We start from the raw sequence: 15,892 nt of genomic DNA on the forward strand, positions 1-15,892 counted from the left end.
CCAGTTGAATAAATCATTTCTTCGGGGCAGGGTGAAATTCCCGACCGACGGTGACAACAAGGTGTTGTTTGACAGCTTGTTGAAGTCCGTGACCCGCGCAAGCGGTTGATGCAGTGTGAATCTGCAACCGACAGTACAGTCTGGATGGGAGAAGAAATTGGCGATGATCATTTGCGGCCGACCGGTTAAGTAGGCAGTACGCTTTTTTAATTGGCGCAGTCTCAAAATGATCATCGTTACAAAAGTTGATGAAATTACTTTCATCAGGGTTTGTTTACCTAGGCAAATTTACCGCCCCGTGAATTTTTATATTCGCGGGGCGTTTTTTTGTAGAGTGATGCCGAAGCCCTGGGCGACAGGTGCACGTTTAGGTAGAGTGATGCCGAAGCTCGGGAAGAACCGAGTAATTTTCAACACATTTAGAAACGGGGGGGTTGGATGATGCAGTCGGACTATATGGCTCAAGCGATTGCTGCAGCACGCTTGGGCACTGGTTTAACGTATCGCAACCCACTGGTGGGTGCCGTGATTGTGAACAACGATCGGGTACTGGCCGTGGGACATCACGTTGGCTTTGGTCATGCTCATGCTGAAGTTGACGCGTATCAACATGTAACACACCCCGAAGATGTGATTGGTTCAACGATGTATGTCACTTTGGAACCGTGCAGTCATTATGGCAAAACGCCGCCATGCGCACAGCAATTGGTGAAGTGGGGCGTTAAGGAAGTCTTTGTTGCGCAACAAGATCCGAATCCCTTAGTTGGCGGTAAAGGCATTGCTTATTTGCGTGATCACGGTGTGCAAGTTCACATTGGCTTGATGGAAGTGGCAGCTCGGCAATTGAATCGTGCCTACAACTTTTACTATGAGCATCAGCGACCATTGGTGACCGTCAAAGTTGCTCAAAGTTTGGATGGCAAATTGTCATTGAACGATGGCAAACGGACGTATTTGACCGACACGGTAGCCAATGCTGACGTCGATCACTTACGTGCGAGCCAGCAGGCAATTTTGATCGGCAGTCAAACGGCAATCGATGATGATCCACGTTTGCTGGTCAAAGAAAAAGTAGCCTACCCGCCTGTTCGCGTCCTTTTGGATCGCAGAAATCGGGTATCTCATGAATCACGTTTGTGGCAAAAGAATAAGACGCCCCTATGGCACTTTGTGACAGGGAAAGAGTCGACAAAAGGTATTGAAGACGACATTGAAGGCAAAGATACACGGCGAACTTTTATAGCGCCAGAGTGGTCGATTGGCAAGGTTATTCAAACGTTATCGGATAAAGGGATTCAATCCGTGCTAGTTGAAGGTGGCACTCATATTCAAGATGCTTTTCTTCGTGCTGGATTGGTCGATCAGCTTATTATTTATCAGGTTCCAGAGATTTTCGGTGGCCAAGCACTGGCATCTTTCACCAGTAGTGCAAATTCAATGCGAACGAGATTTACCCCAGTGACGATAGAAAAGTGCGGGAATGCCACTAAAATGACATTCATCCGGCCATCACTGGCGGCAGATTGGGGGCTGGACTGATGTTTACTGGAATTATTGGTGGTCTTGGCGAGGTCGCACAAATTCATCGTCAGGGCCATACCTTAATGCTAGAAATCACGATACCGTCGAATATTAGAACGGGTTTACAGCCAGGCGACAGTTTGTCAGTAAACGGCGTTTGTCTGACGGCGACATCGGTGAGTAACTCAAACGTAACCCTTGATGTAATGCCAGAAACATTCAAACGAACGACGCTGTCCTCGATGAATATTGGTCAGACTGTCAATCTTGAGCGAGCGCTTTCTGCAGAAGGTCGGTTTGACGGTCATATCGTGCAGGGACACGTGGATGGCGTCGGCCGCATTATTCGAGAATGGCAGGATGAAAACGCACGGTTTGTTCAGATTCGATTGCCACAAGCGTTAACCAATCAAGTGGTGACCAAAGGGGCAATTGCCGTTGAGGGCACCAGTCTGACGATCGTTCAGGCGAGGACTAACTGGTTCACTGTCAGTCTTATCCCACAAACACAGTCTGCGACTACCCTTGCGACTAAAAGAGCGGGCGCTGAAGTGAACATAGAAATCGACGTCATTTATCGCTACTTACAGAACATGAAGGGAGATAAAACACATGGCAACACTTACTGAAAAAATAACAACAGCTTTAACAGCTTTGAAGCATGGCAAACTGATTCTAGTGGCCGATGATACCAACCGAGAAGCCGAAGGGGACTTGATTGGACTGGCCTCATTAGCAACGCCGGATTCAGTTAACACAATGACGAAGGATGGTCGCGGTTTGATTTGCGTGCCTATGACAGCTGCAAAAGCAGCGCAGTTAAACCTGTCTTTGATGACAACGGCAAACACAGAACATTTTCATACTGCGTTCACAGTTAGCGTGGATGAACGTCACACGAGCACGGGTATTTCAGCATATGAACGCGCAACGACAATCCGCCGTTTGGGTCAGGCTGACGCGACTGAAGCTGACTTTGAACGACCAGGACACATTTTCCCGTTGATTGCCCGTGACGGTGGTGTGCTTGTCCGGCGTGGACATACAGAGGCAGCAGTTGACTTAGCCCGTCTAGCAGGCGAGGAGCCAGCGACCGCGTATATTTGTGAAACATTAACCACTGATGGTCACATGCGACGTTTGCCAGAACTAAAACAGTTAGCGAAAGAGTTAGGAATTCCGTTGATCACAATCGATGACTTAGCCCGATATCGTTACTTGATTAACGACGGCGCAGTCACGGGTGACGTACGAGTTAAGCTACCCACACAGTATGGCGAGTTTACGTTAACCGATTATGAAAGTGCAACGGATCAACGGCTGCAATTGCTCCTTCATTCAACGACGGCAAGTGCGACTGATATTCCGTTAGTACGTTTGCACTCGGAGTGTTTTACAGGGGATGTGTTGGGGTCCAAACGTTGTGACTGCGGCCAACAACTTACTACAGCGATGACAAAAATCGGTGCAGAAGGTGGTTACTTGTTGTATTTACGCCAAGAAGGTCGCGGAATTGGACTGAAAAACAAACTGCGTGCCTATCAGTTACAAGAACAGGGGCTCGATACCGTGGAGGCAAACGAACATCTCGGTTTTGAACCGGATGAGCGCGACTATGGGATTGCTGCAGCAATGTTACATGATCAGGGTGTCGACAGAATTCGTTTGATGACCAATAATCCGGATAAAATTGCTGGTCTACAAAAATATGGCATCGAAGTGGTTGAACGTGTGCCACTTGAGGTGCCTGTGTACGTCGAGGATCATGATTATTTAAGAACAAAGCAGTTTAAATTTCATCATGCCCTACACGTTGATTAAACGATATGTAAATTCAAAAAACGATTAATAATGGAGGATAAGAAAATGACAGTTTTTGCAGGGGAGTACTTAGCACATCCGGGTAAAATTGCGATTGTCGTAAGCCGTTTTAACGAGGCGGTAACAGGAAAGCTGCTGGGTGGCGCACAAGATATGCTACATCGGCACGAGGTAAACGACGATGACATTGATGTTGTCTGGGTACCAGGTGCGTTTGAAATTTCAGGGATGGTCAGGCAATTACTAGCAACAAATCGCTACGCAGGGGTAGTTACACTTGGTGCGGTGATTCGTGGCGAAACTAGCCATTATGATTATGTTTGTAATGAAGTGGCCAAGGGCGTTGGTCAATTGGCTTTGAACAGTGATGCGCCAGTTGTATTTGGTGTATTAACAACGGATACCTTAGAACAGGCGCAACAACGTGCTGGTGGTAAGGCTGGTAACAAAGGGAGTGACGTGGCAGCGGACATTCTTGAACTGATCGATTTGCACCAACAATTAGCTAATGCGTAGGTAACCTGTTGTTCACATGCGAATACAAAAAATCACGAGCCAACGGGACTCGTGATTTACATAGATAATTATTCAGCTTGGCTCAATGCGTCCACAATGTCCGCTTCAAACTTCTCAGGTTTTGTCTGTGGTGCATAGCGTTTGATAACCTGGCCGTCACGACCTACTAAAAATTTGGTAAAGTTCCATTTTATTCGACCATGACCAGCAGCATCCTTTAAGTAGGTGAATAACGGATCTTCATCGTCACCATTCACAGCAACACGTTTTGTCATCGGAAAGGTTACACCGTAGTGAACTTGGCAGAAGTCATCCGTCTCTTCATCTGTCGATAGCTCCTGGTGGAATTGATTTGATGGTAGGCCAAGAACATCGAAGCCCTGGTCATGATACTTTTTGTACAGGTTTTCCAATCCTTCAAGTTGTGGTGCAAAACCGCATTTGCTAGCGGTGTTTACAATCAAGAGAACTTTACCGCGATAGTTGTCTAATGGGATGGTTTGTCCGCTCATTTCAGTTTCCGAAAAATCATAGATTGATGCCATTAAATGCGCTCCTTTCTAATTGCTTGATAGTGTTACATCATTACTTGTGGTTATTGTGCGTCAATTTCATAAATAATGCGAGAATCGGGATTTTGCAGTTTCGAGGAACATGATGAACGTTTCACGTGAAACGGAGAAGATGGAAGTATCCTTCCAAAATCAAGAATTAGTCAAATACGGAAGTATACTTTCATTTCCCGAAAGGCAACTCATAGAAAAAGCCATCCCAAAAGAGGATGGCTTTTTCTATGAAACATCATTCTTTACGTTTGCGCATGCCGAAGATTGCTGAAACAATCAATACCAGAATTACCGCTCCAATAATGGACGGGAAGACTGCCATGCCGGCAAGCATTGGTCCCCAGTGACCGAAGATCATTTGACCCAGCCACGCTCCGACCAGACCGGCAATAATGTTACCGATGATGCCCGCTGGCAAGTCACGATTTGTGATCATCCCAGCAACAACACCGATTAATCCACCAACAATAAGTGACCATAACCATCCAAACATAAGCATGCTCCTTTCTTATGAAAACAATAAGGTTTTGCGTTGATTTAAAGGTATCAAGAAATGATGAATAGCTCAATTTTTATGCTTAAAATAATTCACACTTGTGGTACATTTACACTTGTGGTACATTTACACTTGTGCTACATTCACAGATGTGATATAGTATTTATCGAAGGGAGGTTACCGAGAATGTCATGAAAATTGATGTGAAGACGTATTTGGTCGAGCATGACTTGACCATCTATGAGGTGGCTAAGCGCAGTGGCTATGGGTATACCACCTTACACAAGTCGTTTAATAAACGGCAAACTGATGCGACCCCGCTGAACATAAGAGATCTTGACGCATTAGCGCGTGCACAGCACGTTCAAATGTGGGAAATCCTAAGGGATCTGGAGTCGCATTATATGAACTAGCCTTTAAAGAGCTTTGAACTGAAACATTGGTACAGAGGAGGAAATTAAATATGGCACAACAAAACTTTTCTAACGATCCATTTGGCAACAACATGGACGATATTTTTAATCAATTAATGGGTAACATGAACGGCATTAACTCAGAATCACGTTATCTAGTCAATGGTCGCGAGATGACACCAGAAGAATTTGCGGAATACCGAAAGAATGGTCGTTTAGCAGCGTCTGAACAAGGGCGTGGCAAACAGGCGGTTCAAAACGGAAAGAAGCAAGGTATTCTGGAAAAACTGGGTCGTAATTTAACTCAGGAAGCTCGCGATGGCAAGCTAGATCCAGTCATCGGACGGAATAAGGAAATTCAGGAAACGGCCGAAATTTTAAGCCGTCGTACTAAGAACAATCCAATTCTTGTCGGAGATGCTGGGGTTGGTAAAACGGCTGTTGTTGAAGGACTGGCACAAGCCATTGTGAATGGCGATGTGCCAGCAGCCATCAAGGACAAGCAGATTTGGTCAATTGATTTGTCTTCATTAGAGGCGGGTACACAATATCGTGGTAGCTTCGAAGAAAATATTCAAAATCTGATCAAAGAGGTTAAAAAAACTGGCAATGTCATCTTATTCTTCGACGAAATTCACCAGATTTTAGGCACTGGCTCAACTGGTGGCGAAGATGGTGGCAAAGGTATGGCCGACATCATCAAGCCAGCACTGAGCCGTGGCGAATTAACAGTCATTGGTGCAACAACGCAGGACGAATACAGAAATACCATCATGAAGAACGCAGCACTTGCTCGCCGTTTCAACGATGTTACGGTTAATGCACCTAGCGCTGAAGATACCGTGGCGATTCTGAAAGGAATTCGCAAGTTGTATCAGGATCACCATAACGTTGACTTGCCGGATGATGTTTTGAAGGCCGCTGTTGATTACGCGGTTCAGTACATTCCACAACGCTCATTGCCTGACAAGGCGATTGACTTGCTGGACATGACAGCCGCACACTTGGCTGCACAACATCCAGTTACTGACAAAGTTAGTTTGGAAGCACAGTTGAAGCAGGCTGAACAAGACAAACAGGCTGCCGCTGATAAGGAAGATTTTGAAGCCGCTGGTAAAGCGAAAGCCAAAGTTGATGCGTTAACCAAACAGTTGAAAGACGGCGGTCACGAAGAACGCCCAGTTGCAACTGTCAATGATGTCGCCGCTGCTGTTGAACGGTTGACTGGGATTCCAGTTTCACAAATGGGCGCCAGTGATATTGAACGGTTGAAGACCATTAACAAACGCCTTAAGGGTAAGGTTATTGGTCAGGATGAAGCAGTTGACATGGTTGCTCGGGCAATCCGTCGTAACCGTGCCGGTTTTGATGAAGGGAACCGACCAATTGGTAGCTTCCTGTTTGTCGGTCCAACCGGTGTCGGGAAGACGGAATTGGCTAAACAACTCGCCTTCGATATGTTTGGCAACAAGAATGCGATTATCCGTTTGGACATGAGTGAATATACGGATACGACCGCTGTTTCCAAACTAATTGGGACGACTGCCGGGTATGTTGGCTACGAAGACAACGCCAACACGTTGACGGAAAAGGTTCGTCGTAACCCATACTCCATCGTGTTACTTGATGAAATTGAAAAGGCCAACCCACAAGTGTTGACTTTATTACTTCAAGTCATGGATGATGGGCGTTTGACGGATGGTCAAGGGAATGTGGTCGACTTCAAGAACACGATTATCATTGCGACGTCTAACGCCGGCTTTGGTAACGAAAGCTTGAGTACCGATGAGAATCAGAACAAGAGCTTGATGGACAAGTTGGCACCATACTTCCGTCCAGAATTTTTGAACCGGTTCAACGGAATCGTTGAATTCAGTCATTTAACTAAAGATGACTTAGGTCAAATTGTGGATTTGATGATCGATGACGTTAATGCGACATTGGCTAAGAAACAAATTACCTTGAAGGTAACGGATGACGCCAAAGCTTGGTTGATCGATCAGGGTTACGATGAAGCGATGGGCGCACGTCCATTACGTCGGGTTATCGAACAACAAATTCGTGACCGCGTCACTGACTTCTACTTGGATCACTTGGATGCCAAACATCTGGAAGCGGACTTGGTTGACGGTGAAATCAAGATCAAGGATTTGGACAAAGACAGCGTTACCGAATAGTGTTTGACCGCATAAAGACCCAGTGCCACATGCTGACACTGGGTCTTTAGTACATATGTTAAGTTTTTTACAGTGAGTCGTCTGCCGTTGCGGCAACCAGAGACGCCGTTCCATGAGGGCCGGACTCAACCCGCTAAGATCGCGGTTTTCGTCCTCGATTTTGAGCCGAAGTTCCGTCTCAAAAGTCGTCCCACACTACTAAATGGCCAAAAGCGTGCCATTAAGTAGTGTCGACACGGAACTATGTCTCTGGTTGCCTTCACTACCACATGCTTATGGATATAGGAGTAACTCGTCCAAGGTATTTACAATAGTTCAGAGTTTCTTCACAACTATTTTTTGAGGGATGAGTATACGAAATTAGATTGCTAGTAAAATTGATACACAGGACAAAGGAGAAACAAATAACAATGAGGACAGAACTGGAAGGTTTCAGGGTCAAGTCAGATAAGCACGCAGAAGCTCAGGAATGGTTAAAGTTTCTGGCAGATAATCAGCGAGCATTCTTGACGACGTTACCCGCAGAAAAGATGTTAGTAGAATCAGTCTTTTCGACAATGATTGGCAGTGACCTGTATCTGTGCTGGTATTCTATTCAGGGCGATAATCCAAGGCCGGTTGAGGATTCAGAGAGCGAGCTGGACAAACGGCATGTCGCATACTGGGAGGACTGTATTGATGAAAGTGTGCCGTCGCTAAAATTTGATCATGTAGTGAACTATGTTCCGGATGAGTTGACGCAGAAAATGTCACGACTGTATGAGAATTAAAGCTTGATTGTTGCTAGTGCGTGCATGATGTCTACGGCGTTTTGCATTTGCGTGTCATCGAAGGGTGCCAGCACTTTAGCGTAAAGGTCACGCTCCGTTTGGTGCATGTCGGCGTGCAGTTTAGCAATCAGTTGACCAAGGTCGGTTACGGAAACGTAAACGGCCTTTTTATTATCCGCCTGGTGAAAGCGCGTCAATAGTTCTGCTGATGCCAGCTTTTTAACGTAGCGTGAAAGCATTCCTTGTGAGAAGGGAACTTTGCCGACTAAATCCTGATAAGCCAGTGTTCGTTCAGGTGCTTCTGTCACAAAACTGAGGATTTGCATTTCCGAGTGTGTCATCTGCATTTTACGAAGTTTAGCGGCAACTTGATCAGTCAGTTGATCTTGAAAATGGTCAATGGATGTTTGCCAGAAGGCTTTTTTAAAGTCTTCATGAACATCATTTAAATCATGGATAGATTGGTATATTTGCTGCATTTGCGAGTTAGTCATGCGATGTCTCCTAAAATAAATTACCGGTAATCTATTGTATTTTAATATCAAATGGTTATACTCAATTATAAATTACTGGTAATTAATAATCAAAAAGAAAGTTGGCAATAATATGAAAGCAGCAGTTGTAAATGATTTTAAAGAGGCACCAAAAGTTAGCGTAATCGAGACGCCGAAGCCGGCCACAAGCGAACAGACGATCCATGTACTTGCCGCCGCAGTGTATCCCCGTGTACGCTCACAAGCAAATGGCACACACTACACAAGTACCGGCGAATTACCGTTTGTGCCAGGACTAGATGGTGTTGGGCAAACGGAAACAGGCCAGACGGGATACTTTATCACGTCAAACGCCAAATATGGCGCGCTGGCCGAGCAAACGGTGATCGATCACCACCGTTTTATTCCCTTAGGTAATGATATTGATGCAGCAAGAGTTGCAGCAGGGATGAATCCAGCAATGTCCGCCTGGATGTCAATTAAGGTTCGCGTGGGAGATTTGACGGGCAAGAAAGTCATGATTTTAGGCGCAACCGGAGCAGCTGGCCAGATGGCCGTTCAAATTAGTCGTTATCTCGGCGCAAGCGAAGTTATTGGTGTCGGCCGTGATCAAACAAAGCTCGCAGCATTATCTGAACTAGGCGCAACACAGACGATTTCTCTTCGAGATGATCAGGAATCATTAAGAGCAGCGTTTACAGCAGCTGCCGATGTGGATGTTGTGTTGGATTACTTATGGGGCACTGTGGCGTCCACGGCGATGAAGGTGATGTTGCCTGCACGTCATAACCACAGTCAGCAATTGCTATGGATTGAAATTGGCAGTATGAGCGGCGCCGATATGGTACTCCCAAGCGCAGCCTTGAGATCTGTAAACTTAAATTTAGTTGGAAGCGGTCAAGGCAGTATTAATGCCAGACAATATTTAGCCGAACTGCCCGAATTGGCGCAGTTAATCAGCGCTGGCCAATTCAAGATTGCCTCGACAACGATGCCATTAACAGATTTAAGTGAAGCCAACTGGAATGATGTCACGAAACGTGTTGTTTATATGATGGACTAGATATTTTGAATGACTGCAGAACAGCACTTCTTTTTGATATTCACTTGATTCAGCAAACTTGTTATATCAGTTGAATTTTTTTGTGGACAAGGATAAAGAAGGCTAACGAGTAAAATTGGTTTCTAGCGAAAGTAGTGTAGTCAGGCAGAAACAGAGTTCCGTGAAGGTAATACTTAATGGTATGGTCTTGACCATTTAGTATTACAGGACGAGCTTGAAGACGATGGTTTTGCGGCTTCAAGTCGAGGGCGAAGACCGTGTACTTCGGGCTGAGACCGGTCCCATGGAACGGCGTTTCAGCCTGACGAAACGACAGTTTAATTCGTTTGCAAAACACATATCTGAAGAATAAATGAGGAGAGTGTCACATCAACATTGGTGTGGCATTTTTTATCGTGCAAAGTGGTCATCACCCCCAATTGACACACTGAAGGTAAACAGCTATATTGACCTTTGTAAAGCTAGGTTAAACGTTTACCTAAAAAGGAGATTTTCTCATGAAAACTTTTGATAGTAGTTGGTTTCGACTCGATGATAAGGTGGCAATCGTGACTGGCGGCGCTTCTGGACTTGGTGCGTTTTACACACAGGCGTTACTCAAGTCTGGTGCCAAAGTACTGGTTGTCAGCCGTTCACAGAAGGGTTGGTCAGAACTTAAAACATTTGCCACCGACAATCAGGCGGACGTTGCGTTTATTCAGTACGATATTACGGAGACTGATGCGCCGCAACGAATCATGGACGCTGTTCAATCAACGTTTGGACAACTCGATATTTTGATTAATAATGCTGGTCTACAGCGACGTGCTACCTGGGACAAATTTACGGACGAAGACTGGCGTGCCGTGATCGATGTGAACTTAAACGCGCTCTATTACTTATCACACGCGGCAGCTAAACAAATGGCACCGCAACATCACGGTAAGATTATTAACGTCGCGTCGATGCAATCATATAGAGCAGGTAAGTTTATTTTTCCATATACCGCTAGCAAGCATGGTGTTGTTGGTTTGACCAAGGCATATGCCGATGCGCTCGCGCCCGACAACATTCAGGTTAATGCCATTGCGCCTGGCTACATTGACACACCAATGACGAAGGCGTTGCAGAATGATCTAGAACGGAATGCAGAAATCTTAGCGCATATTCCGGCTGGTCACTGGGCGGATCCGCGGGAGCTGATGGGCACCATCGTATTTCTGGCCAGTGAAGCGTCTAACTACATTACTGGTGCGACGATTCCAGTCGATGGTGGGTACCTCTTACGATAGAAAGGAAGACTTTATGACAAAACGAGTTGTTGTACCGGAAAATTGGCAGCAGTCCGGCAAGGATTATTTAACTGAGCATGGGATGACCCTCATTGAAGTGCCAAACGAACATGCGGACACGTTGCGTCAACTTGGTGATCAGGTTGATGGTATCGTTTATATGCTTGACCCGTTTACAGAGGACTTATATCAGGCATTGCCGAACCTCAAGGTGATCGCTAGACATGGCGTTGGTTACGATAATATTGATCCGCAGGTAGCCGCAAAACAGGGTGTATATGTCACTATTACGCCACAGGCGAATGCATCGACGGTAGCTGAAACAACCTTGGCAGATATTTTGGCTCTATCGAAGAATCTGTTTCAGGATTCTCAACACATGCGTCAGGGCGATTCTAATTATCCGCAAACGCACCGTGGCTTTGACATGGAAGGTAAAACACTTGGCATTTTCGGCTTTGGCAGAATCGGTCAGCTCGTGGCACAGAAGGCTAGTGCCTTAGGAATGACGATTTTATACACGAATCCGCATCCACGTGAAACAACGTTTGCTAAGCAAGTGGCCTTTGATGAACTATTGCAACAATCCGATATCGTGACTTTACATGCAGCGGTGACACCGGATACACGAAAAATCATGGATCAGCAAGCATTTGCCAAAATGAAACCTGGCGCGTCCTTAATCAATTTAGGCCGGGGTGCGCTGGTTGATGAAACAGCGCTGATTGATGCTTTAAATTCCAAACGGTTACGTGCGGCTGCTCTCGACGTTTTTGACGAGGAACCATTGCCGTTAGATAGCCCGCTATACCAATTTGATAATATCCTCCTGACGCCACACATCGCTTCAAACACAACTGAGTCGATGAATCGCATGGCGATTGGTGCTGCAAGTGAAGTGGTCCGCGTATTGAGTGGTGAACAGCCACAATGGGCGGTCAATAAGGTACAGTAAGGAGTATTCAAATGACCAAAAAACCACTTACAATCAATGACATTGCCGCGCAAGCCAGCGTTTCAAATGCCACAGTATCACGCTATCTGAACGGTCATTACGAAAAAATGTCGGCGGCCACACGGGCACGCATTCAGCAGGTCATCGACATGACTGGCTTTCATTTGAATCGGCAAGCTCAGTCGCTCAAACGTCGGTCCAGTCATCTGATTGGGATGGTCGTCGCCGATGTTGAAAATCTATTTTCGTCACTCTTATTTAAGGGCGCGGATCAAATTTTAGCGGCGGCAGGTTATCAAATCGTTTTGATGAATGCCGATAATGACCTTAAAGTTGAACGTCAACAATTACAACGTTTGCTAGAACTGCAGGTCGATGGCATTATTTTGCAGCCCGTTAGCGCTACAGCAGCCAACTATGCATTCTTAAAACAAACGCAGCCGGTTGTTGATATTGTTGATCGCCAGTTAAGGGGGACAAACTGGCCTCAAGTCACAACGGATAATTATCGTTACTCAGCTCAGTTGACGAAGACAGTCGCTAGACGCGGCTACAATCAACTGGTTGTTGTGACGCCGCCGTTGGGCGATAACACTGCGCGTGATGACCGCTATCGGGCAGTCACTGACCTTTGTGAGGAAAAGAAATTTAGTCGACCGCTACAGACATTAACTATTCAGCCGGATACCACAAATGCGAAGCTGTATCAGCAACTTAATGCGATACTGAAAAAACGGACTGGCCACACGGCGCTTTATGTACTTCAGGGTCACTTGCTACTCCAAGTGATGACGGTGTTGGCCGAAAATCAGATCAAAATTCCAGAGCAAATTGGATTGGTGGCTTATGATGACTGGTCATTATCACAATTGATGCAACCCGGAATTACCACGATTCAGCAACAGCCACGAGCCATGGGCCAGCGGGTTGCGACAAACGTCCTCCGTCAACTAGCCGGTCAGTCCGTTGAACCACTCACGATGGTTGAAAGTGCACTTCATGAACGCGATTCTCTAGGTACGTTTGCCAAAAAATGACCGCTCACGCAGCAAAAATGACCGCTCATTCAAATACTATTTCATTTATTATCGTTTCGACGTTTAATTAGTCTTGTTCATAAGGGAGGGATGTCCATTGAAAGTTCATGTTGAAATTGATCCGGACTGCCAAGAACCGGAAGTCATTATTCGCACGGCAAACGTAAATGATGAAGTTAAACAACTTGAACAACGTTTAGTGGGCATCCACACAAGTGAAAATACCCTTGCTTGTTTTCAAGGGAACACACAATACTTCGTTTCACTGGATGACATTTTGTTTATTGAAACCGCTGATCGGTTGCTGCAGGTGCACACAGCCTTGGACATCTTCAATAATAAGCAACGGCTGTATGAACTAGTCGATGAATTGCCTGGATTTTTCCTACAGGTTTCTAAATCTACCATTATCAATTTGCACTATGTCAGCGCACTGAACAAATCACTATCCAGTTGTCTGGTTTCGTTTGCCGGGAGCCACAAAGAAGTTTATGCGTCACGTCGTTACACAAAACAACTACAGGAACGATTAAATGAAATGAGGTCTTTGTCATGATGAGTACGAGAGTAAAGTGGGGTCGCTGGTTCTGGGGATTATTCTTTTTGATCAGCGCGGGTTTATTATTAGCAGTTAAGATGGGCTGGTTAACTTACCAGCTCGGGGCCTGGACAATCGTCGGGACATTGGTATTGGCGGCGTTGGCAATTAAAAGTATCGCTTATTTTAGCGTCAGCGGTGTTATTTTCAGTTTAGCGTTTATGAGTATGCTGTATGCTAAACCGCTTGGTATTACTGGGCTAGTGCCGTGGACCATTCTTGGCGTCGCGTTGTTACTCAGCATTGGCTTATCGCTCGTGTTACAACCGTTGCGTCACCGTTTCTACCGCCGGCATGCTTACTTTATGGCAAACCGCTGGGCCAGTCATCATGGCCGGACATTTCAGGGTACAACATCAACGGAAACGGACCATGAATCGTCGGTCAATGTAAACGTGCGCTTAGGCAACGCTGTCCGTTACGTGCAGTCTGAGGATTTTAAGCAGGCTAATATCAATGTGACGATGGGCGAAGCGAAGGTTTACTTCGACAAGGCAAATATCAATGGTGACCAAGCAACGATTTTTCTAAACGGCAATATGGGCGAAGTGGACCTTTACTTGCCGCAAGATTGGAATGTGGATATTGAAATGGATGCCACAATGATCGACATTAACGAAAAAGGTGTGAAGCCGACTAAAACGGGTCCGGACGTCTTGATTACGGGTGCGTTTAAAATGGGTGACATTGATATTATCTATACAGATGTTCCGACATCAGCTAACAGTTAATCTTAAAATGTTTTGAAACTGACTTTAGTTGGGCACTTTATTTCTGAACTTTGGGAATAGAGTGCTTTTTTGATTATGTTGAATTTTACCCGGATTGAGACGATAGCATTCACACCGTCTGCTGCTACTAAGATAAAGTCACTCGCATACTGAAGCAATTTTTTATAGATAGGGATGATTTGAGCAAATCAAAAAAGACTGATTGATTAACGAAATAGATGATGAAAAGATGATACTAATAGATTAGTAATCGCTTACAAAAATTGCTATACAAACCCGAATGCAGTGCTAGAATTTACAGTTGTAAAGAGTATGAAAACTAAATCACAAGGGGTGCATTACATAATGAACAAATTAGGTATGAAGGCAGCCACAGTTGCTGCAGCATTAACCATGGGCAGTTCATTAGTAGTATTACCATCAGGAACTGCTAAGGCTAGTTCAAATAATAACCAAGTTGTCATCAAACAATTGGATGGCAGTCCTCACAACAACGAATCATTTGGTGTTACGACTGTTGCCATGAAGGGTAAGAAGATCTTGGCTGCTAAGGTTGATGAATTCCAATTCATCAAGACATCACAGTCAAAGGGCTTTACCAGTGTTCCTAACAGTGATAAAAAGTTTGGTCAGGAAGGTTACAAGAAGGGTGAAACCTTAATTTCCAAAGCTAACAACGACAAAGCATACTCTGCATTAATGAAGAATATTGCGCATTCAACTAAGGGCCGTGAAGAATCTTTGACTGCCATTGAGAACTATGTCAAGGGCAAGACCGCCAGTCAACTTTACGCTGCTGCTAAGAAGAACAAGGCAATGCAGAAGAAGGTTATCTCTGGTGCTACTTTAACCAGCACCAACGGTTACGTTAAGGCTATCGCTGATGCAGCTACCAAGGGATACACCACTAAGGGTGCTAAAGTTTCCGGCGACAACGTTGTGTTGAAGCAAACCAACGGTGCACCACATGGTAATGAATCATTTGCTGTTACGACTGTTGCCATGAACGGTGACAAAGTTGCTGCTTCAAGCATTGACGAATTCCAGTTCATTAACACAAAGCAAAACAAGGGCTTCAAAGGTGTTCCAAACAGTTACGCCAAGTTTGGTAAAGAAGGTTACAAGAGTAACGAAATCCTGATTTCCAAGCAAGCTAACGACAAGAAGTACTCTGCTTTGATGAAGAAGATTGCTAAGTCCAAGCAAGGTCGGATGAAGTCAATCAACGCCATCAACAAGTGGGCTGCTGGTAAGACTGCCGCACAAATCACGACTCAAGCTAACAAGACTGTAAGCAAGAAGAGTAACCTTGTTTCAGGTGCTACGTTAGTCGACTCCAACAACTACTTGAAGTCAATTGCCAGCACGGCAACTTCAAATCAATAATAATTGAATTACGACGAAAGCTTCCGTTTGCACAAAACGGAAGCTTTTTTTGTGCCTCAGCAGTTTAGACGCGGAGA

The 15,892-nt window shown here is 45.2% G+C and carries 17 protein-coding genes and 1 riboswitch; of the genes, 14 read left to right on the top strand and 3 right to left on the bottom strand.

Annotated elements, in window-relative coordinates:
• Window positions 1-13 precede the first annotated feature (13 nt).
• Window positions 14-160: riboswitch (FMN riboswitch) on the top strand.
• 278 nt (window positions 161-438) lie between these two features.
• Genes ribD through ribH form a run of 4 tightly spaced genes read left to right on the top strand, consistent with a single transcriptional unit; the run spans window position 439 to window position 3,858 of the window.
• Window positions 439-1,539 (top strand): bifunctional diaminohydroxyphosphoribosylaminopyrimidine deaminase/5-amino-6-(5-phosphoribosylamino)uracil reductase RibD, encoded by a 1,101-nt coding sequence (gene ribD / locus ABUE36_RS00605; RefSeq protein WP_421016992.1) that lies wholly within the window; start codon window positions 439-441, stop codon window positions 1,537-1,539.
• Complete coding sequence (locus tag ABUE36_RS00610; RefSeq protein WP_421016993.1) at window positions 1,539-2,150, top strand: riboflavin synthase; 612 nt, start codon at window positions 1,539-1,541, stop codon at window positions 2,148-2,150. The genes ribD and ABUE36_RS00610 overlap by 1 nt, the downstream gene beginning before the upstream one ends.
• Window positions 2,134-3,342: a GTP cyclohydrolase II gene (gene ribA, locus ABUE36_RS00615; RefSeq protein ID WP_161000698.1), complete on the top strand. Its 1,209-nt coding sequence runs from the start codon at window positions 2,134-2,136 to the stop codon at window positions 3,340-3,342. The genes ABUE36_RS00610 and ribA overlap by 17 nt, the downstream gene beginning before the upstream one ends.
• Before the next feature lie 45 nt (window positions 3,343-3,387).
• The gene (gene ribH / locus ABUE36_RS00620) at window positions 3,388-3,858 is read left to right on the top strand and encodes a 6,7-dimethyl-8-ribityllumazine synthase (RefSeq protein ID WP_161000697.1); all 471 of its coding nucleotides are present in this window, start codon (window positions 3,388-3,390) and stop codon (window positions 3,856-3,858) included.
• A 68-nt stretch (window positions 3,859-3,926) separates the two neighbouring features.
• On the opposite strand, the gene ABUE36_RS00625 is transcribed toward ribH, so the two are convergent.
• Together ABUE36_RS00625 and ABUE36_RS00630 are read right to left on the bottom strand one after the other, a co-directional pair.
• Window positions 3,927-4,403, bottom strand: a complete 477-nt coding sequence (locus ABUE36_RS00625; protein WP_161000696.1) for a glutathione peroxidase — start codon at window positions 4,401-4,403, stop codon at window positions 3,927-3,929.
• A gap of 256 nt (window positions 4,404-4,659) precedes the next feature.
• On the bottom strand, window positions 4,660-4,917 hold the full coding sequence (locus tag ABUE36_RS00630) for a GlsB/YeaQ/YmgE family stress response membrane protein (RefSeq protein ID WP_161000695.1): 258 nt from the start codon (window positions 4,915-4,917) through the stop codon (window positions 4,660-4,662).
• Window positions 4,918-5,111: 194 nt separating this feature from the next.
• Between ABUE36_RS00630 and ABUE36_RS00635 the strand changes: the two genes are divergently transcribed.
• The 3 genes from ABUE36_RS00635 to ABUE36_RS00645 all read left to right on the top strand — a co-directional run bounded on the left by ABUE36_RS00635 (window position 5,112) and on the right by ABUE36_RS00645 (window position 8,280).
• Complete coding sequence (locus ABUE36_RS00635; protein WP_017261307.1) at window positions 5,112-5,333, top strand: helix-turn-helix domain-containing protein; 222 nt, start codon at window positions 5,112-5,114, stop codon at window positions 5,331-5,333.
• Between the two features lie 50 nt (window positions 5,334-5,383).
• Window positions 5,384-7,510: an ATP-dependent Clp protease ATP-binding subunit gene (locus ABUE36_RS00640; RefSeq protein ID WP_178941782.1), complete on the top strand. Its 2,127-nt coding sequence runs from the start codon at window positions 5,384-5,386 to the stop codon at window positions 7,508-7,510.
• A 410-nt stretch (window positions 7,511-7,920) separates the two neighbouring features.
• Entirely contained in the window at window positions 7,921-8,280 is a 360-nt protein-coding gene (locus tag ABUE36_RS00645; protein WP_178941783.1) for a DUF6176 family protein, read from the top strand.
• Here ABUE36_RS00645 and ABUE36_RS00650 read toward each other — a convergent pair.
• On the bottom strand, window positions 8,277-8,774 hold the full coding sequence (locus ABUE36_RS00650; protein ID WP_161000693.1) for a MarR family winged helix-turn-helix transcriptional regulator: 498 nt from the start codon (window positions 8,772-8,774) through the stop codon (window positions 8,277-8,279). The genes ABUE36_RS00645 and ABUE36_RS00650 overlap by 4 nt on opposite strands.
• A gap of 112 nt (window positions 8,775-8,886) precedes the next feature.
• Between ABUE36_RS00650 and ABUE36_RS00655 the strand changes: the two genes are divergently transcribed.
• The 7 genes from ABUE36_RS00655 (at window position 8,887) to ABUE36_RS00685 (ending at window position 15,815) form a co-directional block, all read left to right on the top strand.
• Window positions 8,887-9,837, top strand: a complete 951-nt coding sequence (locus ABUE36_RS00655) for a quinone oxidoreductase family protein (RefSeq protein ID WP_421016994.1) — start codon at window positions 8,887-8,889, stop codon at window positions 9,835-9,837.
• A 497-nt stretch (window positions 9,838-10,334) separates the two neighbouring features.
• The gene (locus ABUE36_RS00660; protein WP_161000691.1) at window positions 10,335-11,108 is read left to right on the top strand and encodes a glucose 1-dehydrogenase; all 774 of its coding nucleotides are present in this window, start codon (window positions 10,335-10,337) and stop codon (window positions 11,106-11,108) included.
• A 13-nt stretch (window positions 11,109-11,121) separates the two neighbouring features.
• Window positions 11,122-12,063 carry a phosphoglycerate dehydrogenase gene (locus ABUE36_RS00665; protein WP_421016995.1) on the top strand — a complete coding sequence of 314 codons (942 nt, stop codon included), beginning with the start codon at window positions 11,122-11,124 and terminating at the stop codon, window positions 12,061-12,063.
• 11 nt (window positions 12,064-12,074) lie between these two features.
• The gene (locus ABUE36_RS00670; protein WP_178941786.1) at window positions 12,075-13,100 is read left to right on the top strand and encodes a LacI family DNA-binding transcriptional regulator; all 1,026 of its coding nucleotides are present in this window, start codon (window positions 12,075-12,077) and stop codon (window positions 13,098-13,100) included.
• A gap of 97 nt (window positions 13,101-13,197) precedes the next feature.
• Window positions 13,198-13,656 carry a LytTR family DNA-binding domain-containing protein gene (locus tag ABUE36_RS00675; protein ID WP_161000688.1) on the top strand — a complete coding sequence of 153 codons (459 nt, stop codon included), beginning with the start codon at window positions 13,198-13,200 and terminating at the stop codon, window positions 13,654-13,656.
• A complete protein-coding gene (locus ABUE36_RS00680; protein ID WP_178941787.1) occupies window positions 13,653-14,429 on the top strand; it encodes a LiaF transmembrane domain-containing protein in 777 nt (258 codons plus the stop codon). Before ABUE36_RS00675 ends, ABUE36_RS00680 begins: the two co-directional genes overlap by 4 nt.
• 345 nt (window positions 14,430-14,774) lie before the next feature.
• Complete coding sequence (locus ABUE36_RS00685; RefSeq protein WP_161000686.1) at window positions 14,775-15,815, top strand: hypothetical protein; 1,041 nt, start codon at window positions 14,775-14,777, stop codon at window positions 15,813-15,815.
• Window positions 15,816-15,892: the final 77 nt, after the last annotated feature.

Source organism: Furfurilactobacillus cerevisiae (genome assembly GCF_048961765.1).
GTDB classification, from domain to species: Bacteria; Bacillota; Bacilli; order Lactobacillales; family Lactobacillaceae; genus Furfurilactobacillus; species Furfurilactobacillus milii_A.